This is a genomic window from Burkholderia sp. ABCPW 14, from assembly GCF_001523835.1.
GTDB lineage: Bacteria > Pseudomonadota > Gammaproteobacteria > Burkholderiales > Burkholderiaceae > Burkholderia > Burkholderia mayonis.
This window is the reverse complement of record NZ_LOVS01000107.1, coordinates 1-25,941: the sequence shown is the minus strand read 5'-3', so window position 1 is coordinate 25,941 and position 25,941 is coordinate 1. Positions and strand designations below refer to the sequence as shown.

The 25,941-nt window shown below is 65.3% G+C and carries 21 protein-coding genes; 17 read left to right on the top strand and 4 right to left on the bottom strand.

All coding sequences use genetic code 11. The annotated features are described in order from the left end of the window. Nucleotides 1-267 precede the first annotated feature (267 nt). Both WS62_RS16235 and WS62_RS16225 read left to right on the top strand, forming a co-directional pair. Nucleotides 268-1,293: a fatty acid desaturase gene (locus tag WS62_RS16235; RefSeq protein WP_066572568.1), complete on the top strand. Its 1,026-nt coding sequence runs from the start codon at nt 268-270 to the stop codon at nt 1,291-1,293. A 442-nt stretch (nt 1,294-1,735) separates the two neighbouring features. Beyond that, a complete protein-coding gene (locus WS62_RS16225) occupies nt 1,736-2,176 on the top strand; it encodes a hypothetical protein (protein ID WP_059471094.1) in 441 nt (146 codons plus the stop codon). A 359-nt stretch (nt 2,177-2,535) separates the two neighbouring features. Here WS62_RS16225 and WS62_RS16220 read toward each other — a convergent pair whose 3' ends face one another. Further along, entirely contained in the window at nt 2,536-3,276 is a 741-nt protein-coding gene (locus WS62_RS16220; protein WP_066572562.1) for an SDR family oxidoreductase, read from the bottom strand. Nucleotides 3,277-3,746: 470 nt separating this feature from the next. Between WS62_RS16220 and WS62_RS16215 the strand changes: the two genes are divergently transcribed. Continuing rightward, a complete protein-coding gene (locus WS62_RS16215) occupies nt 3,747-4,112 on the top strand; it encodes a nuclear transport factor 2 family protein (RefSeq protein WP_066572559.1) in 366 nt (121 codons plus the stop codon). Nucleotides 4,113-4,187: 75 nt separating this feature from the next. On the opposite strand, the gene WS62_RS16210 is transcribed toward WS62_RS16215, so the two are convergent. Next, nucleotides 4,188-4,499, bottom strand: coding sequence for a hypothetical protein (locus WS62_RS16210; RefSeq protein WP_156441006.1), 312 nt, complete (start codon nt 4,497-4,499; stop codon nt 4,188-4,190). Between WS62_RS16210 and WS62_RS16205 the strand changes: the two genes are divergently transcribed. The 9 genes from WS62_RS16205 to WS62_RS16165 all read left to right on the top strand — a co-directional run bounded on the left by WS62_RS16205 (nt 4,492) and on the right by WS62_RS16165 (nt 17,804). Further along, nucleotides 4,492-6,408, top strand: a complete 1,917-nt coding sequence (locus WS62_RS16205; RefSeq protein ID WP_066572553.1) for an SMP-30/gluconolactonase/LRE family protein — start codon at nt 4,492-4,494, stop codon at nt 6,406-6,408. The two genes, WS62_RS16210 and WS62_RS16205, sit on opposite strands and share 8 nt — an antisense overlap. Nucleotides 6,409-6,697: 289 nt before the next feature. Next, nucleotides 6,698-9,601 (top strand): GH92 family glycosyl hydrolase, encoded by a 2,904-nt coding sequence (locus tag WS62_RS16200; RefSeq protein ID WP_082721013.1) that lies wholly within the window; start codon nt 6,698-6,700, stop codon nt 9,599-9,601. A gap of 605 nt (nt 9,602-10,206) precedes the next feature. Beyond that, nucleotides 10,207-11,265 carry an L-tyrosine/L-tryptophan isonitrile synthase family protein gene (locus tag WS62_RS16195; protein WP_066572550.1) on the top strand — a complete coding sequence of 353 codons (1,059 nt, stop codon included), beginning with the start codon at nt 10,207-10,209 and terminating at the stop codon, nt 11,263-11,265. Next, on the top strand, nt 11,262-12,173 hold the full coding sequence (locus WS62_RS16190; RefSeq protein ID WP_066572549.1) for a TauD/TfdA dioxygenase family protein: 912 nt from the start codon (nt 11,262-11,264) through the stop codon (nt 12,171-12,173). Before WS62_RS16195 ends, WS62_RS16190 begins: the two co-directional genes overlap by 4 nt. A gap of 25 nt (nt 12,174-12,198) precedes the next feature. Further along, complete coding sequence (locus WS62_RS16185; RefSeq protein ID WP_066572541.1) at nt 12,199-13,683, top strand: 4-hydroxyphenylacetate 3-hydroxylase family protein; 1,485 nt, start codon at nt 12,199-12,201, stop codon at nt 13,681-13,683. Nucleotides 13,684-13,727: 44 nt separating this feature from the next. Further along, nucleotides 13,728-15,596, top strand: a complete 1,869-nt coding sequence (gene asnB / locus WS62_RS16180; protein ID WP_066572539.1) for an asparagine synthase (glutamine-hydrolyzing) — start codon at nt 13,728-13,730, stop codon at nt 15,594-15,596. Nucleotides 15,597-15,624: 28 nt separating this feature from the next. Next, a complete protein-coding gene (locus WS62_RS16175; protein ID WP_066572570.1) occupies nt 15,625-16,596 on the top strand; it encodes a quinone oxidoreductase family protein in 972 nt (323 codons plus the stop codon). A gap of 45 nt (nt 16,597-16,641) precedes the next feature. Continuing rightward, a complete protein-coding gene (locus tag WS62_RS16170) occupies nt 16,642-17,556 on the top strand; it encodes a catechol 1,2-dioxygenase (protein ID WP_066572537.1) in 915 nt (304 codons plus the stop codon). 68 nt (nt 17,557-17,624) lie between these two features. After that, nucleotides 17,625-17,804, top strand: a complete 180-nt coding sequence (locus WS62_RS16165) for a hypothetical protein (RefSeq protein ID WP_066572535.1) — start codon at nt 17,625-17,627, stop codon at nt 17,802-17,804. A gap of 21 nt (nt 17,805-17,825) precedes the next feature. Here WS62_RS16165 and WS62_RS16160 read toward each other — a convergent pair whose 3' ends face one another. Together WS62_RS16160 and WS62_RS36495 are read right to left on the bottom strand one after the other, a co-directional pair. Then, on the bottom strand, nt 17,826-18,764 hold the full coding sequence (locus WS62_RS16160; protein ID WP_197422851.1) for a LysR family transcriptional regulator: 939 nt from the start codon (nt 18,762-18,764) through the stop codon (nt 17,826-17,828). 20 nt (nt 18,765-18,784) lie between these two features. Beyond that, nucleotides 18,785-19,219 (bottom strand): hypothetical protein, encoded by a 435-nt coding sequence (locus tag WS62_RS36495; RefSeq protein ID WP_156441005.1) that lies wholly within the window; start codon nt 19,217-19,219, stop codon nt 18,785-18,787. Nucleotides 19,220-20,643: 1,424 nt separating this feature from the next. Between WS62_RS36495 and WS62_RS16155 the strand changes: the two genes are divergently transcribed. The 5 genes from WS62_RS16155 (at nt 20,644) to WS62_RS16135 (ending at nt 25,745) form a co-directional block, all read left to right on the top strand. Continuing rightward, a complete protein-coding gene (locus WS62_RS16155; protein ID WP_066572531.1) occupies nt 20,644-20,937 on the top strand; it encodes a GYD domain-containing protein in 294 nt (97 codons plus the stop codon). Nucleotides 20,938-21,036: 99 nt separating this feature from the next. Further along, entirely contained in the window at nt 21,037-22,542 is a 1,506-nt protein-coding gene (gene glnA / locus WS62_RS16150; RefSeq protein WP_066572529.1) for a type I glutamate--ammonia ligase, read from the top strand. Nucleotides 22,543-22,560: 18 nt separating this feature from the next. After that, complete coding sequence (pdhA, locus tag WS62_RS16145) at nt 22,561-23,649, top strand: pyruvate dehydrogenase (acetyl-transferring) E1 component subunit alpha (protein WP_066572527.1); 1,089 nt, start codon at nt 22,561-22,563, stop codon at nt 23,647-23,649. After that, complete coding sequence (locus WS62_RS16140) at nt 23,642-24,622, top strand: alpha-ketoacid dehydrogenase subunit beta (protein WP_066572525.1); 981 nt, start codon at nt 23,642-23,644, stop codon at nt 24,620-24,622. The genes pdhA and WS62_RS16140 overlap by 8 nt, the downstream gene beginning before the upstream one ends. 4 nt (nt 24,623-24,626) lie before the next feature. Further along, nucleotides 24,627-25,745: a dihydrolipoamide acetyltransferase family protein gene (locus WS62_RS16135; protein ID WP_066572524.1), complete on the top strand. Its 1,119-nt coding sequence runs from the start codon at nt 24,627-24,629 to the stop codon at nt 25,743-25,745. Nucleotides 25,746-25,941 lie beyond the last annotated feature (196 nt).

Here is a 25,941-nt window from a genome sequence, read left to right as displayed (position 1 = left end):
TGCGCCACCGCCACCGCCACCGCCACCGCCACCGCCACCGCCACCGCCATCGACATCGACATCGACATCGGCATCGCCGGAACCGATGCACCGTCCTTTTCGCGATTTCGCCACATCGAACGCTGACCTCGCCGCATAAGCAAATGCGAATCCATTGGTTGGTCCGGCGGCGGCGGTTGGTTACGGTGCGTGTTCTGCCGTGCGTATCGCGGGCGACGACATTGTTGTTCGCGCTTGTCGACGTTCGGCCTCCGTCATCACTGAAACATGGCCGAATACTTCGACGTAGATCATGCGCGCGAGATCGAGGCGCTCGGCGGCCGTTTCGCCGCGCGCACCGAGTGGCCGACCTGGCTGCTGATCGTCGTCATCTACGGCGGCTGGCTCGGCGTGCTGCTGTGCGTGCGCGCCGGGCGACTGCCGCTCGCGGCCGCGACGCCGCCGCTGATCGCGCTGTGCGCGTGGCACACGTCGCTGCAGCACGAACTGCTGCACGGCCATCCGACGCGCTCCACGCGCTTGAACAAGCTGCTCGGCTATCCGCCGCTGGCGGTCTGGTATCCGTACACGCTGTATCGCGATACCCATCTCGAGCATCATCGCGACGAAGATCTGACGGTGCCGGGCATCGATCCGGAAAGCAATTACGTGCCGCGTGCGCAGTGGATGCAGCTCCCGCGCTGGCGGCGCGCGCTGTGGCATGCGCGCAAGAGCTTCGTCGGGCGGTTCGTCGTCGGCCCGCCGGCAAGCGTCGCGGCGATGTGCGCGGACACGCTGCGCGCATGGCGCGGCGGCGACTGGCGCTATGCGCCGATGTGGGCCGCGCACGGCGCGTCCGTCGTCGTGCTGCTCGCGTGGCTGCATTTGTCGGTCGGCGTGCCGTGGTGGTACTACCTGCTCGCGATTACGTGGCCCGCGCAGTCGCTTGCGATGATTCGTTCGTTGTACGAGCATCGCGCAGCCGCGCATCCGAAGGCGCGCATCGCGATCAACGAAGCCGGCCCCGTGATGCGCCTGCTGTACCTGAACAACAACTACCATCTCGTGCATCACGATCTGCCGAAACTGCCGTGGTATCACCTGCCGCGCGCCTACCGGATGCGACGCGATGCGTATGCGCGAAAATGCGGCGGCTTCGTGATTCGCGGCGGCTATTGGGAACTGCTGAAACGTCATGCGTGGCGCGAGACGGATGCGCCCGCCCATCCGTTCGCGCACGACGATGCGCCGGCGCTGGCGAGACGCGGCGCGCGCGTCGCGGTGATCGACGATTGCGTTCAGATCGGCGGATGATGGCCGCTTGAACGGCACCGCGCGCCACGCGGACGTGATGTCCGGCAAATGGCGACGCCGGAGCACGCTGCCGCGACGCCTTCGATTCGTGGCAATGTCGTCGTCCGGTGCCGACGGTCTCGCACTCACCTTGCGCGCGCGACCGATGCGTCGGCGGGATGACACGCGCGCTTTCCACATCCGATCCGGCGTCATACGAAAGCGCTACGACGCGGTTCGTGTGTCGTCCGGCGGTCTCTGATTCGTTCCCCGAATTCCTGATCTTTTGCGGCTCGCGTCCGTGCCCATGCGCGCCGCCAAGCCGCGCCATACCAGCCGCGCACGGCCGGATCACTTTGTTACATCTCTTACCGCAGCCGCACCGAAAGGAAACAGATGCCTTTCACTGCCCCGGTATACTCGCCGCTGCTTCAAACCTAAAACGAAAGAAGACCTTTCAATTATGTCGAAGAAACTCATCCAGATCGTTGCGATCGCGGCGCTGACTGCTGCTGCGTCGCTGCCGGCCGTCGCCGGCGACATGAACAATGCGCTCGGCGGCGCACTCGGCGGTGTGGCCGGCGCGGCGGTCGGCGGCGCAGTGGGCGGCAGCACGGGGGCGGTGATCGGCGGGGCGGTCGGCGGCGGCGCCGGCGGCGCGGTCACGTCGAATCGCCGCGAGCGCACGGGCGCGATCATCGGCGGCGCGCTCGGCGGCGGTGCGGGCACCGCGGCGGGCAACGCGATGGGCGGCCGCGGCGGCGGCCTGGTCGGCGCGGCCGTCGGCGGCGGCGCGGGTGCCGCGCTCGGCGGCAACATCTCGCGCTCGAACTCGTACAAAGACGACTACGACCGCGGCTATCGCCGGGGCAACCGTCACGGCAAGCATCACCATCGCCACTGAGCAGTGAAGCGAGTCCGATTGGCGTGACTCGATCCGAGGTCGCGCGCTGGGCGCGGAATGCCTGCTTCAGCGCGCGTCGGCCGATTTTCGTGCGATGCGAAATCGTTGCCGGGCGGATCATGCCAAGGCTCTCATGCACGATGGCGGCGTGCGGCTTCGCGCCGCGCGCATGCATCGAGATTCCCTCATCGACGCTACGTCCGCGTTGCCCATTCGGCGGCCTTCGGTGAATCGAAGGGCTCGCGTTTTCGATCGGCGGCACCGCAGAAAAAGTCGCGGTAGTCGGCTGCCGTGTCGGCGCGCCGGACAGGATGCCGGCGACGCGTATCAGGCCGCACATTCAGGCTCGCGTCCCGGCTTCACCCCAAATCGCGCAGGTCGGCCGTCGGCGCCTTGCCGAAGTCGTCGCTCAGCGCGTAGTCGACAAGCTGGCGCGCGGCATCGTCCGGCGTCGTGAGCGCGCCGCTCGACTTGAGCTGCTCGAACCGCTCGCGCGACGGAAACCGGTCGCTGCTGCTGGCGCGGATCGTCGCCTGCATGCCGGTGTCCACGACGCCCGGCGCGACGCTGCAGATCCTTAGCGCGCGATTCGCATCCGCTGCGACCGCTCGCGCGTGATGATCGAGCGCGGCCTTGGTCGCGCAATAGACGCTCCAGCCCGCATACGCGTTGCGCGCGGCGCCGCTCGAGATGTGCACGATGCGGCGCTCGGCGGTTTCGGACGCGATCTTCGCGATCGCGCTCGCGAGCATCAGCGGCGTCGCGACGTTCAGGCCGACCGCGCGCGCGATCGCCGCCGCGTCCTGCGTGTCGAGCGGGCCGATCGGCTCGACGGTCCCCGCGTTGTTGAACAGCAGCACGCTGCTCGCGCCGGCGACGAAATCGCCGAGCGCGTCGCCGGCGAGCCACGCTTCGACGCGCGCCGGGTCCGACAGATCCAGCTCGGCTTCGACGAACCGGTCGCCCGCATGCGCGCCGAGCGACGGGTGACGGCTGCGCGACAGACCGAGCACCGCGATGTCCCGTTGAAGCAGATGCGCGGCGAGCGCGGCGCCGAGTCCGCGCGTGTGGCCGGTGACGATCGCGCGAACAGCCGGCAATTGAGAAGAACGAGTGACCATATCGATTCGGAAAATAAAGAGAACTGAATGCGCGGTCTGCGCGATGCGGGACGCGGTGGCCGACGATCTGTTTCAGCGGCGTTCGGCCGCTCGATCGACGCGCATCGAACAGCCGGCCGTTGCGGTCATCCCGTCGGCTGCCGGATCAGCGACGCGCAGCAGGATGACCGGATGAGCGGGTATCGTAACGTCGGCACCAAATTGGCGCAAATGCCCACTGATGCATCCGATTCATAGCGGAATCGTCCGTCTTCGATCAGGACGCGAGCCGTATCGAACGAATATCGTCATGACATGATTGCATGCTAGCCTTGAGTCGGAATCATGAAGGACATGCCGAACGCGAAGCGAAAACGATTCGCAAACCGAACAATGCCGGCGCCGCGAGCCGTTGAATGACGGTTGACGCCCGCCGGATCATCTCAAGCAATTTTCGATATTCGCCCCCAATGGAACCCATCACGCAAGAATTCGCTCGGCAATTCGGCCGGGAATGGATCGACGCATGGAATGCGCACGACCTCGACCGGATCCTGTCGCACTACGCCGACGGATTCGAAATGTCGTCGCCGATGATCGCGCAGATCGCCGGCGAGCCCAGCGGGCGTCTTTGCGGCAAGGACGCGGTCGGCGCGTACTGGTCGAAGGCGCTGCAAATGATTCCGGACTTGCATTTCGAATCGATTGCGACGCTGGCCGGCGTCGACAGCGTCGCGATTCATTACCGTGGCGCGAAGGGGCGGCTGGCGCTCGAAGTGTTTCACTTCGGGCCGGATCGGCGAGTCGCAAAAGCGTTTGCTCACTACGCCGGATAATCGAGTAGCGGGGCATCGAGGCGGCTGTATTTTCTACCGCTTTCGAATCGGGCCTGCTGACGGTTTTACCGAGTTTTACCGAATCAAGAAATAGGGCGTCGATCCAGACTCCTTAACAAATTCAATTGCGAGCGCCAGGGCGAAACCCATCGTCGTTCGACGACGGATCGATGGAGCGATCCGAAACAGCAAGCGATACGGACACGAGACGAGTGTCGACGAGCCTGCCATGTCGCGTGGCGGCGCGAAGCAAATCGCGATGCGGCTGAAGATGCGTGGTGACCAATCAGCGAGGGCGGCGGCGATTCGCTCGCCGTACTCACTCATGTCATGCCCGGCAATCCATATTTCGACGGGCCAGGTCAGGAGAGCATCAATCATGGTCAAGAAACGCATCCATGCCGCATGGGTCGGCGCCGTGATCGCGATGATCGCGCCCGCAGCGCAGGCGCAATACACGACGGACTGGTTGGCGAACAGTTACGGAACCATTGCGTCGCACGTCGGCAACAACGCGCGGTCGATGTGGGTCTCGCCCGAAGGCGTCATCTATACGGCTTCCTTCTGGGACGAAAACGAAGGCGGCGTCGCGATCTACCAGAACGGCAAGAGCCTCGGTTCGATCGGCACGCACGCCGAGTTCCAGGGCGGCGCGATTACGGGCAACGCGACGTCGATCTTCGCCGCGTCGCAATACAGCACCTCGCAGGGCAGCGGCTCGGTCGCGCGCTACAACCGGACGACGCTCGCACGCGATCTCGTGATTCCCGTCAGCGTGTGGAACGCCGTCAGCCGGGCCGACGTGATCACCGGTCTCGCGACGGCGGGCACGCTCCTCTATGCAAGCGATTTCTTCGGCAACCGCGTGCGGGTCTTCACGACCGACGGCGTCTGGCAGCGCGACATCAGCATCGCGAATCCCGGCGCGCTTGCGCTCGACGGTGCGGGAAATATCTGGGTAGCCCAAAAGAACGCGGCCAAGATCGTCGAATTCAGTCCGACCGGCGCGTTGATGAACACGATCCAGATGCCGACGACGTCGCGGCCGGCGTCGCTGTACTACGATGCGTCGAAACGGCAGTTGATGGTCGGCGATCAGGGGCACGACATGAACATCAAGCTCTATGGCATCGCGCGCATCCCGAAGCAGGTCGGCACGTTCGGCGTGCTGGGCGGCTATCTCGACGCCACGACGGGCATCAAAGGCCAGGTCGGCGACAAGCGCTTCACGCGCGTGGTCGGCATCGGCAAGGACGCCGCCGGCACGCTATACGTGCTCAACAATCCGTGGGGCGGCGGCTGGGATCTCGGCCGCAACGGCGCCACCGACATTCGCGCATACGACACCTTCGGCAACACGCTGTGGAAGCTCCAGGCGCTCAACTTCGAGGCGATCGCCGCGCCGGATCCGACGACGGACGGCGCTTACTTCTACAGCGGGATGAACATCTATACCGGCAGTGCGGGCGGCACCTTCGTCGCGAACACCGTCGATCCGTTCACGTACCCTTCCGATCCGCGTCTCGACATGAACGACTACCAGCGCGGCCAGCACTTCGGCCAGCTCGTCAGTGTCGGCGGCAACAAGATTCTCGTCGCGTCGGGGCAGAATCCGGGCAACTTCAACTTCTACCACTTCAACGCGGCAAGCGGCTACATCGCGATCCCGGATGCGTCGCTGCCGGGCAAGGCGTTCAATACGACGCTGCAGGTGACGGCCGGATTCTCGATCGACGACAAGGGGGACGTGTGGGCCGGCCTCAACGGGACGAACGCCATCTCGCACTATCCGCTGACGGGCTTCGATGCGGCCGGCAAGCCGACCTGGGGCGCGGCCACGTCGATCCCGACGCCCGCGAGCATCCAGCCGTCGGCGCGCATTCTCCACATGTCCGGGAGCGATACGATGATCCTCGCGCAGGGGATCGCGGGGAGTTGGGACTGGACGGCGATGAACGGGCGGATCGAGGTGTATCACGGCTGGAGCGCCGGCAACGTCACCCAGCCGAATCCGGTCATCACGCTCACGAACCCCAATCCGAAGTCGATCGCGGCGGCCGGCAATTATCTGTTCGTCGGCTACGTGCACACCGTGCCGAACGTCGACGTCTTCGATCTCAACACGGGCCAGCTCGTCACCACGCTGATCAACTCGAACACGGGCACGATGGACGTCGGCAACGACGTCGATTCGATGTACGGCCTGAGAGCCTATCTGCGATCGACGGGCGAGTACGTGATCACGAAAGACAACTACAACGGCTCGAGCATCGTCGTCTATCGCTGGAAGCCGTGACGGCAGTGCGCCCGATCGGGACGGGCGAACGTCGGATGGCGCAGCGCCGCATCGAGCGCCGCCGGCGTTCATGTGCGGCGCCGCGAAAACGCGCGAGATAAAACCGCCGCGTTGCACGCTGTTTCTCATCGTTTAGTCAATCTGATAAAAACCTTACATCACCCTTCATTTCATTGACGAAGAAACTTCGCGTGTCCTAGTCTTCCAGCGCAGCCGAGATTCACGATTGGCCGACGACGTGCAGTCGATCGCGCCGCTCGATAACGAAGCCGAAGAACTGGAGACGATCATGAATCGATTCGTCAGGCTGGGCGCCGCGATAGCCGTCGCTTGCGCGCTCGCAGCTTGTGGAGGGGATGACGGCAGTCCTGGCGCGACGGCGTCTTTGCTGGCCGCGACGGGCGCGAACGACGCCGCGGCCGATGCGGCGGCGAACAACGCGCAAACGGACGACGCAATTCGCCCCGTCTCGCTGACCCAATACGTCGATCCGCTGATCGGCACGCTCGCGAGCAATTCGCCGAATCCGGTGCCGGCCGGGCAGGCGGGCAGCGTCGTGCCGGCGGCGGGCCTGCCTTCGGGCATGGTCCAGTGGGCGCCCGACACGAACACGACGCCCGCGCCCGCCGGCAGCAAGGAGCCGGGCTCGCCCGCCGGCTATTACTACGATCTGAACTCGATCCAGGGCTTCAGCGTCACGCACATGAGCGGCGCGGGTTGCGCGGGCAACAACGGCGAGTTCCCGGTGATGCCGACCACCGACGCGACGAAGCTCGCGCCGACCTTCAGCCATGCGAATGAAATGGCGAAGGCCGGCTATTACTCGGTGCTGCTCGATTCGCAGGTCAAGGTCGAGCTGACCGCGACGCTGCGCACGGGCTTCGGCCGCTTCACGTATCCCGCCGGCAAGCCCGCGATCCTCGTGCTCGATGCGACGCGCACGAACACGAAGACGTCGACGAGCGGCGCGATCACGCGCGTGTCGTCGACCGCGATCTCCGGCAGCACGGTGGGCGGCGGCTTCTGCGGCAATTCGGTGCCGGTGCCCGTGTATTTCTATGCGACGTTCGATCGGCCGTTCGCGTCAACGTCTTCGATCTCGCGCGGCGTCGCGAAGCTCGGCTTCGATTCGGGCGCGACCGTGCGCATGAAGATCGGGATCTCGTATGTGAGCGTCGACAACGCGAAGGCGAATCTCGACGCAGAAAACAAGACATGGGATTTCGACGGCGTGCGCGCGCTCGCAGATGCGGCGTGGAACGACCGGCTGGGCGCGATTCGCGTATCGGGCAGTGATGCCGATGCGTTGAAGAAGTTCTACACCGCGTTCTATCACGCGCTGTGGGCGCCGAGCGTGTTCAGCGACGTCAACGGCCAGTACGTCGGCTTCGACAAGCAGATTCACACGGTGGCGAAAGGACAGGCCGCGCAGTACTCGAGCTTCTCCGGCTGGGACATCTATCGTTCGCTGATCCAGCTCAAGGCCGTGCTGTTCCCGCGCGAGACGAGCGACATGATCCAGTCGCTCGTCAACGATGCGGACCAATGCGGCGCGATTCCGCACTGGGTCAACGACAACGTCGAGGACGGCGTGATGCCGGGCGATGCGGGCTCGCTGCTCGTGTCGAGCGCCTATGCGTTCGGCGCGCGCAGCTTCGACGCGCGCGGCGCGCTCGCGCACATGATCAGGATGGCGAACATTGCCGGCACCGCGTGCGCGGGCGTGACGACCAACGGCGGACGCGCGAGCTATCTGCAGACGGGCTACATCACGAACGGAGAATGGGGCATTGCATCGTCGACGCTCGAATACACGAGCAGCGACTTCGCGATCTCGCGCTTCGCGGGCGCGCTCGGCGACACCGCGACGCAGAAGATGCTGCTCGGCCGCTCCGCATACTGGCAGAACTTGCTGAACGCGTCGCTGAATCCGCCGCTCGTCGCCGCACGCCAGTCGAACGGCGCGTGGATCGCCGAGACGCCGAGCAGCACCGACAACTATGTCGAAGGCAACGCCGAGCAATATACGTGGATGGTGCCGTACGATCCGGCCGGTCTGTTCGCGCAGCTCGGCGGCAACCAGACGGTCGTGCCGCGGCTCGACAAGTTCTTCACGGTGCTGAACGCGGGGATGAGCCTGCCGAACTTCTACATGGGCAACGAGCCGACGTTCGAAGTGCCGTGGCTGTACAACTGGGCGGGGTCGCCGTCCGGGACGCAGCGCGTCGTCCAGCAGATCATGCAGACGGCGTTCAGCACGAAGCCCGACGGCCTGCCCGGCAACGACGATCTCGGTGCGGTGTCCGGCTGGTACGTGTGGGCCGCGCTCGGGCTGTATCCGCAGATTCCGGGCGTCGCGGGCTTTGCAATCGGCAGTCCGCAGTTCCACGCGATCGACGTGCAGCTCGGCAGCGGCAAGACGCTGAGGATTCGCGCGCCGGGCGCGCCGAAGTCGAATTACGTGCAGAGCGTCAGCGTGAACGGCCGCGCGCAGACGCGCCCGTGGATCGCGCTCGACGCGCTCGGAGGCGGCGCGGTGATGCACTTCAAGATGGGCGGCACACCGTCGCAATGGGGGGCGGGCGAGGCGCCGCCGTCGTTCGGCGTGCCGGTCGCGCGCAACGTGGCGGACGGCTTTAACAATCGCGGCATCAGCGCGGACGGCGCGACGAATGCGGACGGCCAGGGCGCCGACTTCGACGGCAGCCTGTTCAGCTACTCGGCGACCGCGCTCGCGCAGGCGGGCGCGAAGCCCGGCGCGCCGTTCGCATACGGCGGCGCGAGCTTCGTGCTCGGCGGCGGCTCGACGTCGCTCGACAACGCGGTGACGGTCGGCCAGACCGTGATGCTGCCGCCGGGCTCGACGGGCAGCCGCGTCGTCGTGCTGGGCGCGTCGAACAACGGGCCGAGCGCGGGCGTCGCGCGGGTGAACTTCGCGGACGGGACGAGCGCACAGGTCACGCTGTCGTTCGACGACTGGACGCTGAACGGCGGCAGCGCGAGCGCGAAGTCGGCGATCGCGGTGACGACCGCCTATCGCAACGCCGGCAGCGGGCAGACGGACAACGTGAAGACCTACATCTTCGCGCAGAAGATTCCGGTGCCGGCCGGCAAGGTCGTGACGAGCGTCACGCTGCCGCGGCAGGTGAGCGCGGGCAAGATGCACGTGTTCGGCATCGGCGTGGCGGCTTGATGTAGATGCCTGGACGCGGGCGCCATGCCGATGCTTGGCGCCCGCACGATGCATGCGCGGTTCGGCCATCGCCGGCGTGCCGCTGCGTGCCGTCCCGACGATCGGCGAACTGCGCTTCGCATTCGGCGGGCTCGACGCGAGACGGCAGCGGTCGGGGCCGTCGTCGCTTCGTTTCTCTTTCTGGTTTTCCGTGCAGTCATATCGACGGTTCATCGGATGAATCGGAGCGGATCGAGCGCGATCGACTGAATAAGAACTGTTTGAATGGGTTATTTACCTGCCATTCATCGATATCCGTTCTGATCGAATCCGGATCGTAGAAGTTGACGCACGCGGTTATTCAAATCGCTATTCATGTTTTTCTATTCAATTTCCAGCATATCGCCTGTCACTCCAATCCTGGTAGGCATTTCAGTCCGTTAATCAATCGATAAACCCGAATCGCATCATCAATCCGGATGAAAGCGAATCGGTCGTATTATTTTGTCCATCGTGTAAGCAAATTCTCCGAACTGTTATTTCGATTAATCCGTATTTATCAAGTTTTAAACGAAAAATAGAATTTCCCTCGCCATTAACCTATTCGATCAGCGAGGTCGAAATTCATGAAATGCGACCGGAACAACGATATTTCCCTGGCGATCCTGGGTGAAATTCTCAAGATTCATCGTCGATACCCGGAATACACGACGGATTCGGATATCCGTCACGAAATCGAGCAGGTCCACGCCGTTCAGCTTCCCAGAATCCGCGCATTCGTCGATACGGCGCGGCCGGTCGAATTCGTCTTGCCGGCGTTCCCGTCCAAATCGCCGAATCCGAACAAGGTGTTGGGGCGCTTTCCGGACCTGGCCGAGAAGCTCTCGCTGTCGTTCCTGAATGACCTGTGCGAGCGGATTCGACGCTTCCATTCGCCCGGCGCGAAGCTGACCATTTGCTCGGACGGCAGGGTGTTCGGCGATCTGATCCGCGTGGACGATCGCGACATCACCGCGTATCAGGGCGCGCTGCGGCAGATCATTGCGAATCTGCATGCGGACCATCTGTCGACGTACAACCTCGAGAACTTCGAAGCGTTCGCGAACCGGACGTCGAGCTTCGGCGAAATGCGGCGGCTGCTCGTCGACGAATTCGCCGATCCGATCGACGCGATCAAGCGAAAGCTGACGAGCGAGGAGGAGGGCACGCTGCTGTATCGCGCGATCACCCGCTTCATGTTCGAAGACGGCTTCACGCCCGACTATCGCGGCTCGAAGGCTGCGCTGCAGAAAGATTCGAAGACGCGCGCGCTCGGCGTGATTCAGCGCAGCTGGGCATGGGGCGCGCTTCTCGCCACGCAATTTCCGGATGCGATTCGCCTGTCGATCCACCCGCAGCCGGCGGCGAGCCTGAAGATCGGCGTCCACATGATGCCGACGCGCGATAACTGGCTGACGCCGTGGCACGGCGTCGCGGTCGATCTCGGCGATCAGTTCGTGCTGATGAAGCGCCGTGACGTCGAACTGCTGGGTGGCCGCATCGTGATGCGTGATGAGCGGCCGAGCCACTACGAAATCGAGCGGTCGCCGATCGGCGGCGGCGATCTCCTTCCGTTTCCCGTCGTCGGCGACGAACGCGTTTCGGCCGCAGCGGGCAGCACCCGGATTCCTTTGGAGGCGGTATGAGCGATTTGTTCCTGCAGCGATCGGTGTCGCTCGAGCCGCTGGTCGGCGACGCCGGCGAACCGTGTTCGTTCGGCGTGCTGGTGAAGCCGCGCCGCGCGCATGTTCATGTCGGCGAGCTGTCGGTCGAGTGGCTGCGCGCGCTGGTGCGCAGCCAGCGGCTCGTCGTGCTGCGCGGCTTCGACAGCTTCGTCGATGCGGAAAGCATGACCCGCTATTGCGCGACGTTCGGCGAAATCATGATGTGGCCGTTCGGCGCGGTGCTCGAACTGCTCGAGCAGGCGAATCCCGCCGATCATGTGTTCGCGAGCAGCTACGTGCCGCTGCATTGGGACGGCATGTATCTGGAAACCGTGCCGGAATTCCAGGTGTTCCAGTGCGTGCAGGCGATCGGCGAAGCGGACGGCGGGCGCACGACGTTCTCGAGCACGACGGAGGCGCTGCGCGTCGCGACGCCGCAGACGCGCGCGCTGTGGCGCCGCGCGCACGGACGCTATCAGCGCACGGTCGAGCTTTACAGCAACACGGTCGAAGCGCCGATCATCGAGCAGCATCCGCGCCGCGAATTTCCGATCCTGCGCTTCTGCGAGCCGCCGATCGCCGACGACAGCACGTTCGTCAATCCGTCGAGCTACGTATTCGGCGGCATCGCCGACGACGAGAAAGAAGCGCTGCTCGGCAGCCTGAAGCGCGCGCTATACGACCCGCGTGTGCATTACGCGCATCGCTGGCAGACGGGCGACGTCGTGCTCACCGACAACTTCACGCTGTTGCACGGACGCGAGCGCTTCACGAGCCGGACCGGTCGCCATCTGCGCCGCGTTCACATCCACGGTGAGCCGCCGCTGCGCAATCCGCACTTGCCGAAACAGCCGAGCGACGCCGCGGCGGCCACCCATGCAGCAGCCTGACAACTTCGTCGACGGAGGAACGACCATGACGTTGATGACCGGAAACGATTATCTCGACAGCCTGCGCGACGGGCGCAACGTGTATCTCGGCGGCGAACGGATCGCCGACGTCACGTCGCACCGCGCGTTCCGCAACGCGGCCCGCAGCATTGCTTCGCTGTACGACGCGTTGCACGGCGAGCATCGCGAGCGGCTGACCGCGCCCGATCGGCACGGGCAGGTCACGCATCGCTTCTTCAAGCCGAGCCAGTCGGTCGACGATCTGCTGTCGGCGCACGACGCGATCGAGCTGTGGTCGAAGATGACCTACGGATTCATGGGCCGCACGCCCGACTACAAGGCGGCGTTCATGTCAGGGCTCGAGGCGGGCGCCGACTATTACGGCGACTTTCGTCGGAACGCGGTCGACTGGTACAAGCGCTTCGCGGGCAACGGGCTGTATCTGAACCACGCGATCATCAATCCGCCGCTCGATCGCAGCAAGGCGATCCATGACATGCGCGACGTGTTCGTGCACGTCGTCGACGAGACCGATCGCGGCATCGTCGTGAGCGGCGTGAAGATGCTCGCAACCGCGGGCGCGCTGACCAATGCGACGTTCGTCGCGCCCGTCGCGTCGGCGCTGCTCGAGCCCGGCAAGGCCGACGACTTCGCCGTCGTGTTCTTCGCGCGGATGGACAACCCGGGCCTGAGCCTGATGTGCCGGCCGTCGTACGAAGCCGCCGCGACGAGCCCGTTCGACGCGCCGCTGTCGAGCCGTTTCGACGAGAACGACAGCGTGCTGATCTTCGATCGCGCGCTGATTCCATGGGAAGACGTGCTCGTCTATCGCGACGTGAAGCGCGCGACCGGTTTCTATGCGGCGTCGGGTTTCGCGAATCTCTACAACTTCCAATCCGGCATCCGGCTCGCGGTGAAGCTCGAACTGATGATCGGGCTGCTGTCGCTCGGCACGCACGCGAACGGCACGCAGCAGTTTCGCGGGATTCAGGCGGCGCTCGGCGAGCTGATTTCGCTGTGGCATCTGCTGAAGGCGATCACGTCCGCGATGGCGCGCGATCCCGTGCGCGCGCAGGCCGGCGTCGTCGTGCCGAAGCTCGAATACGCATCGGCGCTGCGAATTCAGGTGCCGCAGATCTGGAAGCGCGTGCGCGAGCTGATGGAGACCGCGCTCGGCGGCTCGCCGCTCGTCACCGTGTCCGGCGCGGCCGACCTGCTCGATCCGCAGGTGAAAGGGCTGATCGACGCGTACTACCGGGGCGCGGCGCTCGAACCGGAACAGCGGATCAAGCTCTTCAAGCTGATCTGGGACGCGACGGGCAGCGAGTTCGGCTCGCGTCATTCGGTCTACGAAACGCATTACTCCGGCAACTTCGATCAGATCCGTCTCGATTCGCTGACGTGGGCGACCCGGTTCGGCCAGCTCGCCGATTGCGAAGCGTTCGCGCAGCGCTGCATGGACGACTACGACGCGTCGGGCTGGTCGCGAGGTCCGTGGCTGCACGGCTGAATCGCGCTATCCGATCCCTATCGTTTCAACTCAAAGGAGCAACTATGTGCGGCATCACTGGATGGGTCGACTTCGCCCGCGACCTGCGCAACGAGGCGCAGATCGTCGACAACATGACCGATACGCTCGCGCGCCGCGGCCCGGACGCGCGCGGCGTGTGGCTCGACACGCACGTCGCGCTGGGGCACCGGCGTCTGTCGATCATCGATCTCGAACGCGGCGCGCAGCCGATGCTCACGCCGGAGCGCGGCCCGCGCGATCTGCCGCGCGCGGCGATTTCGTATGCGGGCGAAACGTATAACTTCCGCGAGCTGCAAGCCGAGCTGACCGCGCTCGGCCATCGGTTCGACACGCATTGCGACACCGAGGTCGTGCTGCGCGCGTATCTCGAATGGGGCGAGCCGTTCGTCGATCGCCTCAACGGAATGTACTCGATCGCGATCTGGGACACCGCGCGCGACGAGCTGCTGCTCGTTCGCGACCGGCTTGGCGTGAAGCCGCTGTTCTACTACCCGACCGCGGATGGCGTGATCTTCGGCTCCGAGCCGAAGGCGATCCTCGCGCATCCGGACGTGCGTGCGCGCACGTCGTCGGAAGGGCTGTGCGATGCGCTGCTGTTCTTGCGCGCACCGGGGCAGGTGCCGTTCTCCGGCATGCGCGAACTGAAGCCCGGCCATGTGTTGCGCGTGCGGCGCGGCCGGATCGTCGAAGCGCGCTATTGGGCGCTCGAAGCGCGTCCGCATACCGACGATCTGCCGACGACGATCGCGACGATCCGCTCGCTGCTCGACGACATCGTGTCGCGCCAGATGATTGCCGACGTGCCGCTCTGCGCGCTGCTGTCGGGCGGCATCGATTCGAGCACCATCGCCGCGATCGCGCAGAAGCAGCGGCGCGCGAACGGCGGCGGCACGCTGTCGACGTTCTGCGTGGACTTCACCGGTCACACGCAGCACTTTCGAGCCGACCCGATTCGCCCGACGGCGGATGCGCCGTTTGCGCTCGAGGTTGCGCGGCACATCGGCAGCGACCACCACACGATCGAGCTGAACCAGGCCGGGCTGCTCGATCCTCAGGTGCGCGAAACGGTGCTGCGCGCGTGGGACTTGCCGTTCAACTTCGCCGATCTCGACGTGTCGCTATATCGCCTCTTTGCCGAGGTCCGCAAGCACGCGACGGTCGCGCTGTCGGGCGAGGCGGCCGACGAAATCTTCGGCGGCTACCTGTGGTTCTCCGATCCGACCGCGCGCCGCGCGCAGACGTTCCCATGGCTCAAGCTCGGCGCGCATCGCGGCCTCGATCCGCGTGCGCTGTTCCATCGATGGTTCATCGACGAGCTGAAGCTCGGCGAGTACGAAGCGGATCTCTATCGTGCGGCGCTCGCCGAGGTGCCGCGCCTCGACGGCGAAAACGCGGAGGATCGTCGCACGCGCGAGCTGCACTATCTGACGCTGACGCGCTGGCTGCCGGTGCTGCTCGACAAGAAGGACCGGATGGGCATGGCGAGCGGCCTGGAAGGGCGCGTGCCGTTCTGCGACCACCGGCTCGTCGAATACGTGTTCAACATCCCATGGGCGATGAAGACGTTCAGCGGCCAGGAGAAGGCGCTGCTGCGCGCGGCGGCCGCCGATCTGCTGCCGGAGTCGGTGCTGAACCGCAAGAAGGCCGCATATCCGTCGATTCAGGCGCCGGGCTACGACCGCGGTCTCATCGCGCGCCTCAATCAGGCGATCGACGGCGGTCGCGCGCCGCTGAAGCCGTTCCTCGACGGCGGCGCGCTGCGCAACCTGACCGCGAAGACCGCGACCGGCAGCCTTTCGGAATTCGAACGAATCCTGCTGGAGTCGAGCAGCCGGCTCAACGACTGGCTCGATCTCTATCGAATCGAACTCGACGGCGTCCCGGCGCGTTGATCCTTTGACGAACACTTGGAGCGAACTGATGCAAGCAATCGAGATCCGCGAGACGGGCGGCCCGGATGTCCTCAATTACGTGGCGCGCACCCGGCGCGAACCCGGCGAAGGCGAGCTGCTCGTCGAGCTCGCCGCGGCCGGCGTGAACTTCATCGATCTGTACCGCCGCGAAGGCCGTTATCCGATGCCGCTGCCCGGCACGCCGGGCGAAGAGGGCGCGGGGCGCGTGCTCGCGGTCGGCCCGAACGTCACGCGTTTCAAGCCGCGCGATCGCGTCGCTTGGACGACCGTGATGGGCAGCTATGCGACACACGTGATCGTGCCGGAGGACAAGGCGATCGTCGTGCCGGACGCAATCGATCTGCAGACGGCCGCCGCCGCGCTCGTCCAGGGGATGACCGCGCACTATCTCGTCAACGATTCGTACAAGGCCCGCGAAGGCGACGCCGTGCTCGTTCATGCGGCGTCGGGCGGCGTCGGGCTGTTGCTGACGCAGTGGCTGAAGCAGCGCGGCGTGCGCGTGATCGGCACCGTGTCGACCGAACAGAAGGCGGTGCTTGCACGCAGCAACGGCGCGGACGACGTGATCCTGCACCACGCGCTCGACGATCTCGCCGCCGAGGTGCGCCGGTTGACGGACGGCAAGGGCGTGCACGCGGTGTACGACGGCATCGGCGCCGCGACGTTCGACGCGAGCCTCGCGAGCCTCAGGACGCGCGGCACGCTGGTGATTTTCGGCGGTGCGAGCGGCCCGGTGCCGCCCGTCGACGTGATGCGGCTCTTGTGGGGCGGCTCGCTCACGTTGACGCGCCCATATCTCGAACATTTCCGCGCGACCGTCGACGAATTTCTGTGGCGCGCGGGCGAAGTATTCGACGGTATCGCGGACGGCTCGCTCGAGATCAGGATCGGCGGCATCTATCCGCTCGCCGACGCGCGGCAGGCGCATGCCGATCTCGCGGCGCGCCGGACCACCGGCAAGCTGCTGCTCGTGCCGTGACGCGGATGCGCCCGCTCGCTCACTCATTGAACAGGATGCCTATCTATGGGAAAGATCATCGGCGCAGGCCTGATTTCACATGCGCCCGTCGTGATGATGTCGGAGGCGACGCGGCGTCATGAAAACGGCGGCCGCGACTTCACGCTCGCGACCGGCCTGATGCAGCTTCGGCGCGAAGTGTTCGACGCCGACGACTACGACACGGTGCTCGTCTTCGACAGCCATTGGCGGACCACGACCGAGGCGGTCGTCACCGCGCACGCGCGGCGCGAGGGCCGCTTCACGTCGGACGAGATGCCGAACGCGATCCGGCAGCTGCCGTACGATCTCGCCGGCGATCCCGAGCTCGCGCGCGCGATCGCCGAACTGGCGCCGCGGCGCGCGTCATGGATCGCCGCGGTCGACGATCCGTGCCTGCCGATCCACTACGCGACGCTCAATCCGTGGACCTATCTCGGACGGCCCGACAAGCGCTGGATTTCCGTTTCCGTGTGCCAGACCGCGACCACCGGCGATTACCTGCGGATGGGCGAGATCGTCGCCGAGGCGGTCGAGCGGCTCGACCGCAACGTGCTGCTGATCGCGTCGGGCGGACTGTCGCACGTGTTCTGGCCGCTCGCGGAACTGCGCAACCGGATGGCGGGCGCTGCGTCGAACATCGTGACGCCGGCCGCGCGCGCGGCGGACGAACGGCGGATCGCGTGGCTCGAAGAAGGGCGGCACGACCGGGTGATCGCAACGATGCCGGCGTTTCTGCGTTTTCATCCGGAGGCGCGCTTCGGCCACTATCTGATGATGGCGGGCGCGATCGGCGCGCACGCGTGCGCGGCGCGCGGGCGTTTCTTCAGCGAGTACGAGAACGGGATCGGCACCGGGCACGTTCATCTGTGGTTCAGTCCGGCCGATGGCGGGTGGACGCGGGCGGCGCCGCAGCGCCACGGGAAAGCGGCCGGCGCATGATCGGGACGATGCGCGGGCGGCGGCGCACGATCGCCTGGAGATCGCTGCGTGCATGAGCGGCGGACACGATGCCGCAGGCTTTCGATACGATCGCGGCCGACAGATCGAACTCGATGCGCGATATCCGTGCGGGCGACGGCCAGTCTGAACCCGTCGTCACCCCGCATGAAGCCGGAGAGCGGCGCGCTGCTCCGATGCTCGCCCCGACGCACGCGAGCGAGCATCGAAGCGAGCGCCGTTCCGCATGAAGCGACAGAACGTGTTCGCCGCTAGGTCGGAACCGCGCCTGCGCGCATCTGTTCGCCGGACAGACCGGCCAGATACGCCTGAACCGCGCCGAGGAACAGACGCTCCCGAACCGACGCATGCCGGGAAGACGTGCGAAACGCGTAGATGCCGCCTTTCGGCATCGTCCACGTCGGCAGCAGCCGGTGCAGGCGTCCCTCCCGCAAGTCCTCGGCGACCAGATAGTCGGCAAACGCGCTGACGCCCGCGCCCGCGAGCACCATCTGGTGCGCGAGCAGCACGCTCTTCACCTTGAGGCGGCCGTTCGTCTGGATCCGGACCGAGCGTCCGTCGTTGCCGAACACCGAATAGCTGAGGTTCGCGAGCCCGCCGTGCCCGATCCAGTGCGAGCCGGGCAGATCGTCAGGATGTCTTGGCACCGCGTGCTTGCGCGAATACTTGGGCGATGCGACGAGCACCTGGTCGAACGCGCCGAGCATCTTCATCCGGAAGCCCTTCTTCTTCGGCCAGCCCGTCTCGAACGCGAGATCGATGCGCTCGCCGACCAGATCGATTTCCTCGTCGTTGCATACGATCTCGAGCTCGATCTGCGGGTGCTGATGAATGAACGTCGCTGCGATCGAACTCAGATGCGCGGTGGAGAAACCGCTGGGCGCCGCGACGCGCAGCAGGCCGGTCGATTCATGGCGCAGGCACCGGATGCTGCCGATCACGTCATACAGGCCGCTGACGAACTCCTGGGATGCGCAATACAGCTTGTTGCCGGCGTCGGTAGGCGCAATCCTGCGGGTGCTTCTCATCACGAGCTGGGTGTCGATCTCCGCTTCGAGGCGGCTCAGGTATTCGCTGACCAGCGATTTCGACATGCACAGACATTCTGCTGCCGCAGTGAAGCTACCCTTCTCGACAATCGCCATAAAAACGCGCAGGTGATTCAAATTTCTTATCCCCACCTCGGACATATTTCCCACCTCAAGGACGGTCATGTTTCGAAATACCGGGCGGCGCGCTTGCCCTGCTGCGGACGGAGCGCCGATGTCGCAACGGCATTGCATTGCAATGCGGCGGCATGAACCCGGTGCCGGATCTGGACGATGGCTGTTCCGCCGCATGCGGCATGTGTCGTCGGGGAGTATCGTGGCGGGCGCGATGTCGGGCGGGCAATGGGATGCGCACGACCGCGCGCGATCCGCGCGTCTCGGACCGAGGCTGTCGACGTGCGCGTCGCCGTCGGCGGCACGGCGCGAATCGGGCGATCGGCGTCGCCGCGACGGCGATGGGCTACGACCGTCAAATCCGTCCTCCTTTGCATGCTCGAATAACGAAAGAGAATCCAGGCGAGCCAGAATTCATCGCAGCCCTTGTTTTTTATTTGCGGAAATCGGTTCATCGGCAAGGTAATGCGATGCGGCAGCAATCAAATCCCGCGGAATCCATGCTTCCTCGCATACGCTTTACAACCATCGCCGCCAGTATTCCATAGCTGACTTAAGATCTTAATAAAAGAATGGTAAATAATTTTGTCTGAGACGACTGTCTCGAATATGCCGCCCCGGTAGCTCACGAAAAATTACAAGTCGATCGCGGGCTGAATCCGTTCATTGTTTCGGCCTCGTTCGATCATTTACGGTGTCTGCATGTTTGGCGCGTAATGCCGCGAGGAAGGATTTTAAGAGCGGACGATGCGTCGGACTTGAGCTGGGGCGGCGATGCGGCAGGCGGTGCAAGACCTGCGCGGCGATGGCGTGTGGGCACGGGATGCCGCTACGGTATGGGGCGTGGGACAGTGAATCCGGATGAAAAATAGCGTGATTTTAGTCGAATTCAGCAGAATTCATCCTATTCGGATAAATATGAAAATCCTGGTTTTGCATGATCGGGAAACAGGTCTTTTGGGGAATTAAGTTACTCGCGGGTTACTGACGGGATCGAATCATTATTGTGAGTCATTTACATTTGGGTTGCTAATAACTTGAATGCGAGATTCATTTGATGTTCGCTTAAAACACACATCGGCGATGTCGCAATGCAGTCCGTCATTTGACGAGTGCGATGAGCGATCAGGCATGGCCAATCGAAACGGAGGCGGCGGACACGCGAGCGCCACGTGCTCGCGCAACGTCCCGTCTCTATTGCGGCGACGCCTTGGCGCTGCGCCGGATATCGTGACGCTCGATGCGTTCGGCATCCATAGGCGCAGCGCGTCGACGTTCGCGTGAAAGTGGTCTGGACCCTTCTCGCCGTCGATCAGCAGCGTCGGTTTCCAGTACGTCGGCCGGTCGATCTGACCAAAATTGACAGACGTTTCGCGAGTAATCGTCTAACTTTTACGTCGGGAAGGCTGTTCGACGTCCGGCCTTTCCGATCTCAAATGACTACTCCAATCAGTAGCAATCGGCCCATGTTGTGTTGTTGATCGACCTGCCGTCCTGCGTCCTTTGTCCTGTGTCTTGCCGGACGGCGGGTCATCTTTTCTCATCGGCCGCATTGAAGTTCGTGCCTGCTCCATTCGGGGCGAGCGACGCGCGGATTCGGCGACAGGCGTCGCCGTCGGATTCCGCTTCGTTGCCGAGCATTCGCGGTGTGTCGTCGTCGGTTGAGCATGCTCGCGGGTCGAGATCGCGGCTCGATCGAGATACGCGTCGCCCATGCGTGTTGCCCCAGGCCCGCTCCGGCCGATCAACATCGCAATCCGCGTGCAAACCCCTCCTTCGCTGTCGATCCCATTGCCTAAAATCAAGTTACGCGCGAGACGGTTCCGATCGTATTGGCGCGAAGGCGTCCGACGACGCCGCTCGCGCGTTCGAATCTCGATACGTTTCAATCGTAAGGGGAATCGTCATGGCGACTTACGTGGTGCTTGCAAACTTTACGGATCAGGGCATCCGCACCGTGAAGAACAGCTCGCAGCGGGCTGGTCAGGTGGCGGAACTGGCCAAGGGCTTCGGCTGTGAAATGAAGGAGGTCTACTGGACGCTGGGCGCGTTCGATATCGTCGCGGTCGTCGAAGCGACCGACGAGCAAAGTCTCACCGCATTCGGCTTCGCGCTCGGCTCGGCGGGCAACGTCCGCACGCAGACGCTGCGCGCGTTCACGAAGAACGAAATCGGCGCGATCATCGGCAGATTGCCGTAGCGCGCAGGCCGCACGCACCGTTGTCGGCCGCTCGAACGCGGGTCGCAGAGCAGGCCGAAGCCGGATCGCAGGCAAAGGGCTGGATGAAGGAGAAAGCCCATGTCGAATACGCAAGGCGACGCGGGATCGCCGTTCGCGGCGTGCGTCGAAGCAGGCAGCTACCGCATCGCGCGGCCGGCCGGCGTGAGCGATGTGATCGAACTGGTGCGTACCCATGGCATCCAGATCGTCGATCTGAAGTTCACCGATCTGCCGGGTCTCTGGCAGCACTTCTCGATTACGCTCCCCGAACTCCACGCGGATCTGTTCGGCGCCGGCATCGGCTTCGACGGCTCGTCGATCCGCGGCTTCCAGGAGATCCACGAATCCGACATGCTGCTGCGTCCCGATCCGGCGACCGCGTTCGTCGATCCGGTCTGCGAGACGCCGACGCTGTCGATTCTCTGCGACGTGATCGATCCGGCGACGCACGGGCCGTATTCGCGCGATCCGCGCTACGTCGCGAAAAAAGCGGAAGCGCATTTGCGCGGGACGGGCATCGCGACGACCTGCTACGTCGGGCCGGAACTCGAATTCTTCATTTTCGATTCGATCCGCTACGGCCAGGATCAGCACTGCGGCTATTACTACGTCGAATCGGCCGAGGGCGACTGGGCCGCGGGCCGAGACGAGGGCGCATACGGCGGCGGCAATCTCGGCTACAAGCAGCGCTACAAGGAAGGTTATTTCCCGACGCCGCCGAACGACACGCTGCAGGAGATTCGCTCGGAAATCGCGCTGACGCTGCAGCGCGCGGGCGTGCAGGTCGAAGTGCACCATCACGAGGTCGCGACCGCCGGCCAGAACGAAATCGACATGCGTTTCGCGACGCTCACGCGGATGGCCGACAACGTGATGATCTACAAGTACGTGTGCAAGAACGTCGCGCGCCGGCACGGCAAGGTCGCGACGTTCATGCCGAAGCCGCTGTTCGCGGACAACGCGAGCGGCATGCATTGCCACCAGAGCCTGTGGGACGACGAACGCAATCTGTTCTACGACGCGAACGGCTGGGCGCTGACGTCCGACCTGTGCCGCTGGTACATCGGCGGGCTGCTCGAGCACGCCCCGGCGCTGATGGCGTTCTGCGCGCCGACGACGAATTCGTACAAGCGCCTCGTGCCGGGCTATGAAGCGCCCGTCAATCTGGCGATGTCGCAGCGCAACCGCTCGGCCGCCGCGAGGATTCCGATGGTGTCCGACGCGCCGGCCGCGCGCCGCGTGGAGTTTCGGTGTCCCGATCCGTCGGCGAACGCGTATCTCGCGTTCGCGGCGATGCTGATGGCCGGGCTCGACGGCATCGAGAACAAGATCGATCCGGGCGCGCCGCTCGACAAGAACATCTACGAGCTGCCGCCGCAGGAAGCGTCGAAGATCCGGCAGGTGCCGGGCTCGCTCGACGCGTCGCTCGCCGCGCTCGAGGCCGACAGCGCGTTCCTGCGCAAGGGCGACGTGTTCACCGACGACGTGATTCGCACGTGGATCGACTACAAGCGCAAGCGCGAGCTCGATACGATCAAGCTGCGTCCGCATCCTTGGGAGTTCTATCTGTATTTCGACGTCTAGAAAAACGAGGGGCCCGCGATGACCACGGTCGGCAGCTTCGACATCGACTATACGCAATACCTCGGCCCCGACGGCGAGCCGGCCCAGCCGTTGCCCGCGTTCGCGCAGGACGCGGCCGCGCTGCTGCCGCTCTATCGCGCGATGGTGCTCACGCGGGCGTTCGACACGAAAGCGGTTGCGCTGCAGCGCACCGGCAAGATCGGCACGTTCGCGTCGTCGGTCGGGCAGGAAGCGATCGGCGTGGGCGTCGCGAGCGCGATGCGCGCCGACGACGTGCTGTTTCCGTCGTACCGCGATCACGCCGCGCAATTCCTGCGCGGCGTCACGATGACGGAAAGCCTGCTGTACTGGGGCGGCGACGAGCGCGGCAGCGATTTCGCGGCGGCGCGTCATGATTTTCCGAACTGCGTGCCGATCGGCACGCAGGTGTGCCATGCGGCGGGCGCGGCGTATGCGTTCATGCTGCGCGGCGAAGCGCGCGTCGCGGTGGCGATTCTCGGCGACGGCGGCACGTCGAAAGGCGACTTCTATGAGGCGATGAACATGGCGGGCGCGTGGCGCGCGCCGCTCGTCATCGTCGTCAACAACAACCAGTGGGCGATCTCGATGCCGCGCGCCCGCCAGAGCGCGGCGCAAACGCTCGCGCAAAAGGCGATCGCCGCAGGAATCGAGGGGCGGCAGGTCGACGGCAACGACATCGTCGCCGTGCGTCAGGTGGTCGGCGACGCGCTCGAGCGCGCGCGGCGCGGCGGCGGTCCGACGCTCGTCGAAGCGCTCAGCTACCGGCTGGGCGATCACACGACAGCGGACGATGCGACGCGCTATCGCGATTCCGACGCCGTCGGCAAGCAATGGGAATTCGAGCCGCTGCTGCGTCTGCGCAGATACCTGATGCAGCGAAACGTGTGGGACAAGGCGCTGGACGAGCAACTCGGCAAGGCGTGCTACGCGCAGGTCGAGGAAGCGGTGCAGGCTTATCTCGCGACGCCGCAGCCGGACACGTCGGCGATGTTCGACCATCTGTATGCGAGCCTGCCGCAGGCGATGCAGGAGCAGTTGGCGACGGCGCTCGCATTCGCGCCGGCCGCGGAGAACCATCATGGCTGATCTGAACCTCGTCGAAGCGGTCAATCTGGCGCTCGCGTACGCGCTCGCGCACGATCCGTCCGTCGTGCTGCTCGGCGAGGACATCGGCGCGAACGGCGGCGTGTTTCGTGCGACCGTCGACTTGCAGGCGCGTTTCGGCGCGCAGCGCGTGATCGACACGCCGCTCGCGGAAACGGCGATCGCGGGCGCCGCGATCGGCATGGCGGCGATGGGGCTCAAGCCCGTCGCGGAGATCCAGTTCACCGGCTTCGTCTATCCGACGATCGATCAGGTCCTCAATCACGCGTCGCGGCTGCGTCATCGCACGCGCGGACGGCTGTCGTGTCCGCTCGTGATCCGCGCGCCGTGCGGCGGCGGCATTCACGCGCCGGAACATCATTCGGAAAGCCCCGAAGCGTTGTTCGCGCATATCCCCGGCTTGCGCGTCGTGATTCCGTCGACGCCCGCGCGCGCCTATGGGCTGCTGCTCGCCGCGATTCGCGATCCGGATCCGGTGATGTTCTTCGAGCCTTCGCGCCTGTATCGGCTCTTCCGACAGCCGGTCGAAGACAACGGTGAGGCGCTGCCGCTCGATACGTGCTTCACGCTGCGCGACGGCGCCGATGTCACGCTGGTGAGCTGGGGCGCGACGCTGCAGGAAGTGCAGACGGCCGCCGATCAGCTCGCGCAGGAAGGCGTGATGGCCGAAGTGATCGACGTCGCGACGCTGAAGCCGCTCGACGCCGATACGATCGTCGCGTCGGTCGCGCGGACGGGCCGCTGCGTAATCGTCCACGAGGCGCCGCGCACGGCGGGCGTCGGCGCGGAGATCGCCGCGCTCGTCGCCGAGCATTGTCTGTATTCGCTGCTCGCGCCCGTGCAGCGCGTGACGGGCTACGACGTCGTCATGCCGCTGTTCCGGCTCGAAGGCCAGTACATGCCGAGCGCGGCGCGCATCGTGAGCGCGGTCAGGAAGACGCTGGAGGCGTCGTAACGACATGAAGATCTTCAAATTGCCCGACCTCGGCGAAGGCTTGCAGGAAGCCGAGATCGTCGAGTGGCACGTCAAGGCCGGCGATACGGTTCAGACCGATCAGCCGCTGTTGTCGGTCGAGACCGCGAAGGCGATCGTCGAGATTCCGTCGCCGCAATCCGGCCGCATCGCGAAGCTGTTCGGGCGGCCGGGCGACATCGTTCATCTCGGCGCGCCGCTCGTCGCATTCGAAGGCGAAGCCGACGAGGCCGATGCGGGGACCGTCGTCGGCCACATGACGGTCGGCGAGCACGTCGTGCAAGAAGCGCCCGCGGCGCTCGGCACGGGCGCGGGCGGCCGCGGCGCCGGCGCGGTCAAGGCGATTCCGGCTGTGCGCGCGCTCGCGCGCAAGCTCGACGTCGATCTGGCGATGGTGACGCCGTCGGGCGCCGACGGCGTGATCACCGCGGCGGACGTGCAGCGCGTCGCGAAGGTGCTCGCCGAGCTCGGGCCGCCCGAAGTGCTGCGCGGCGTGCGGCGCGCGATGGCGCAGAACATGGCGCGCGCGCAGAGCGAAGTCGCGGCGGCGACCGTGATCGACGATGCCGACATCCACGCATGGCCCGCGGGCGCCGACGTGACGATGCGCCTGATTCGCGCGCTCGTCGCCGGCTGCCGCGCGGAGCCGGGGCTCAACGCGTGGTTCGACGGACAAGCGGGGCGTCGCCACGTGGTCGCGAAGATCGATCTCGGCATCGCGGTCGATCTGCCGGACGGTCTCTTCGTGCCGGTGCTGCGCGACGTCGCGCATCGCGATGCCGCCGACTTGCGCAACGGGCTCGACCGGATGCGCGCCGACATCCGTGCGCGAAAGATTCCGCCGGATGAGTTGCGCGGCAACACGATCACGCTGTCGAACTTCGGGATGATCGCCGGCAAGTATGCGGCGCCTGTCGTCGTGCCGCCGACCGTTGCGATCCTCGGCGCGGGGCGCGTGCACGACGCGGTCGTCGCGGCGGGCGGCGCGCCCGCCGTGCATCGCATCCTGCCGCTCAGCCTGACGTTCGATCATCGGGTCGTCACGGGCGGCGAGGCGGCGCGCTTTCTCGCGGCGGTGATTGCGGATCTGCAACGGCCGCAATAGCCGGCAGCCCGGGCGCGCGCAACACGCACGACACGCACGACACGCACGACACGCACGACACGCACGACACGCACGACACGCACGACACGCACGACACGCACGACACGCACGACACGAGCCACCCGCCCCAGACCCACCACACCCTCAGCACGCAAGAACGGCATAGCAGGATCGACGCGACCGACCCGCTCCATCC

What these genes read in the sequence shown, in the direction of transcription:
- WS62_RS16235 (WP_066572568.1), top strand. Translation starts at nt 268, where the DNA reads ATGGCCGAATACTTCGACGTAGATCATGCGCGCGAGATCGAGGCGCTC.
- WS62_RS16225 (WP_059471094.1), top strand. Translation starts at nt 1,736, where the DNA reads ATGTCGAAGAAACTCATCCAGATCGTTGCGATCGCGGCGCTGACTGCT.
- WS62_RS16215 (WP_066572559.1), top strand. Translation starts at nt 3,747, where the DNA reads ATGGAACCCATCACGCAAGAATTCGCTCGGCAATTCGGCCGGGAATGG.
- WS62_RS16205 (WP_066572553.1), top strand. Translation starts at nt 4,492, where the DNA reads ATGGTCAAGAAACGCATCCATGCCGCATGGGTCGGCGCCGTGATCGCG.
- WS62_RS16200 (WP_082721013.1), top strand. Translation starts at nt 6,698, where the DNA reads ATGAATCGATTCGTCAGGCTGGGCGCCGCGATAGCCGTCGCTTGCGCG.
- WS62_RS16195 (WP_066572550.1), top strand. Translation starts at nt 10,207, where the DNA reads ATGAAATGCGACCGGAACAACGATATTTCCCTGGCGATCCTGGGTGAA.
- WS62_RS16190 (WP_066572549.1), top strand. Translation starts at nt 11,262, where the DNA reads ATGAGCGATTTGTTCCTGCAGCGATCGGTGTCGCTCGAGCCGCTGGTC.
- WS62_RS16185 (WP_066572541.1), top strand. Translation starts at nt 12,199, where the DNA reads ATGACGTTGATGACCGGAAACGATTATCTCGACAGCCTGCGCGACGGG.
- asnB (WP_066572539.1), top strand. Translation starts at nt 13,728, where the DNA reads ATGTGCGGCATCACTGGATGGGTCGACTTCGCCCGCGACCTGCGCAAC.
- WS62_RS16175 (WP_066572570.1), top strand. Translation starts at nt 15,625, where the DNA reads ATGCAAGCAATCGAGATCCGCGAGACGGGCGGCCCGGATGTCCTCAAT.
- WS62_RS16170 (WP_066572537.1), top strand. Translation starts at nt 16,642, where the DNA reads ATGGGAAAGATCATCGGCGCAGGCCTGATTTCACATGCGCCCGTCGTG.
- WS62_RS16165 (WP_066572535.1), top strand. Translation starts at nt 17,625, where the DNA reads ATGCCGCAGGCTTTCGATACGATCGCGGCCGACAGATCGAACTCGATG.
- WS62_RS16160 (WP_197422851.1), bottom strand. Translation starts at nt 18,764, where the DNA reads ATGTCCGAGGTGGGGATAAGAAATTTGAATCACCTGCGCGTTTTTATG.
- WS62_RS16155 (WP_066572531.1), top strand. Translation starts at nt 20,644, where the DNA reads ATGGCGACTTACGTGGTGCTTGCAAACTTTACGGATCAGGGCATCCGC.
- glnA (WP_066572529.1), top strand. Translation starts at nt 21,037, where the DNA reads ATGTCGAATACGCAAGGCGACGCGGGATCGCCGTTCGCGGCGTGCGTC.
- pdhA (WP_066572527.1), top strand. Translation starts at nt 22,561, where the DNA reads ATGACCACGGTCGGCAGCTTCGACATCGACTATACGCAATACCTCGGC.
- WS62_RS16140 (WP_066572525.1), top strand. Translation starts at nt 23,642, where the DNA reads ATGGCTGATCTGAACCTCGTCGAAGCGGTCAATCTGGCGCTCGCGTAC.
- WS62_RS16135 (WP_066572524.1), top strand. Translation starts at nt 24,627, where the DNA reads ATGAAGATCTTCAAATTGCCCGACCTCGGCGAAGGCTTGCAGGAAGCC.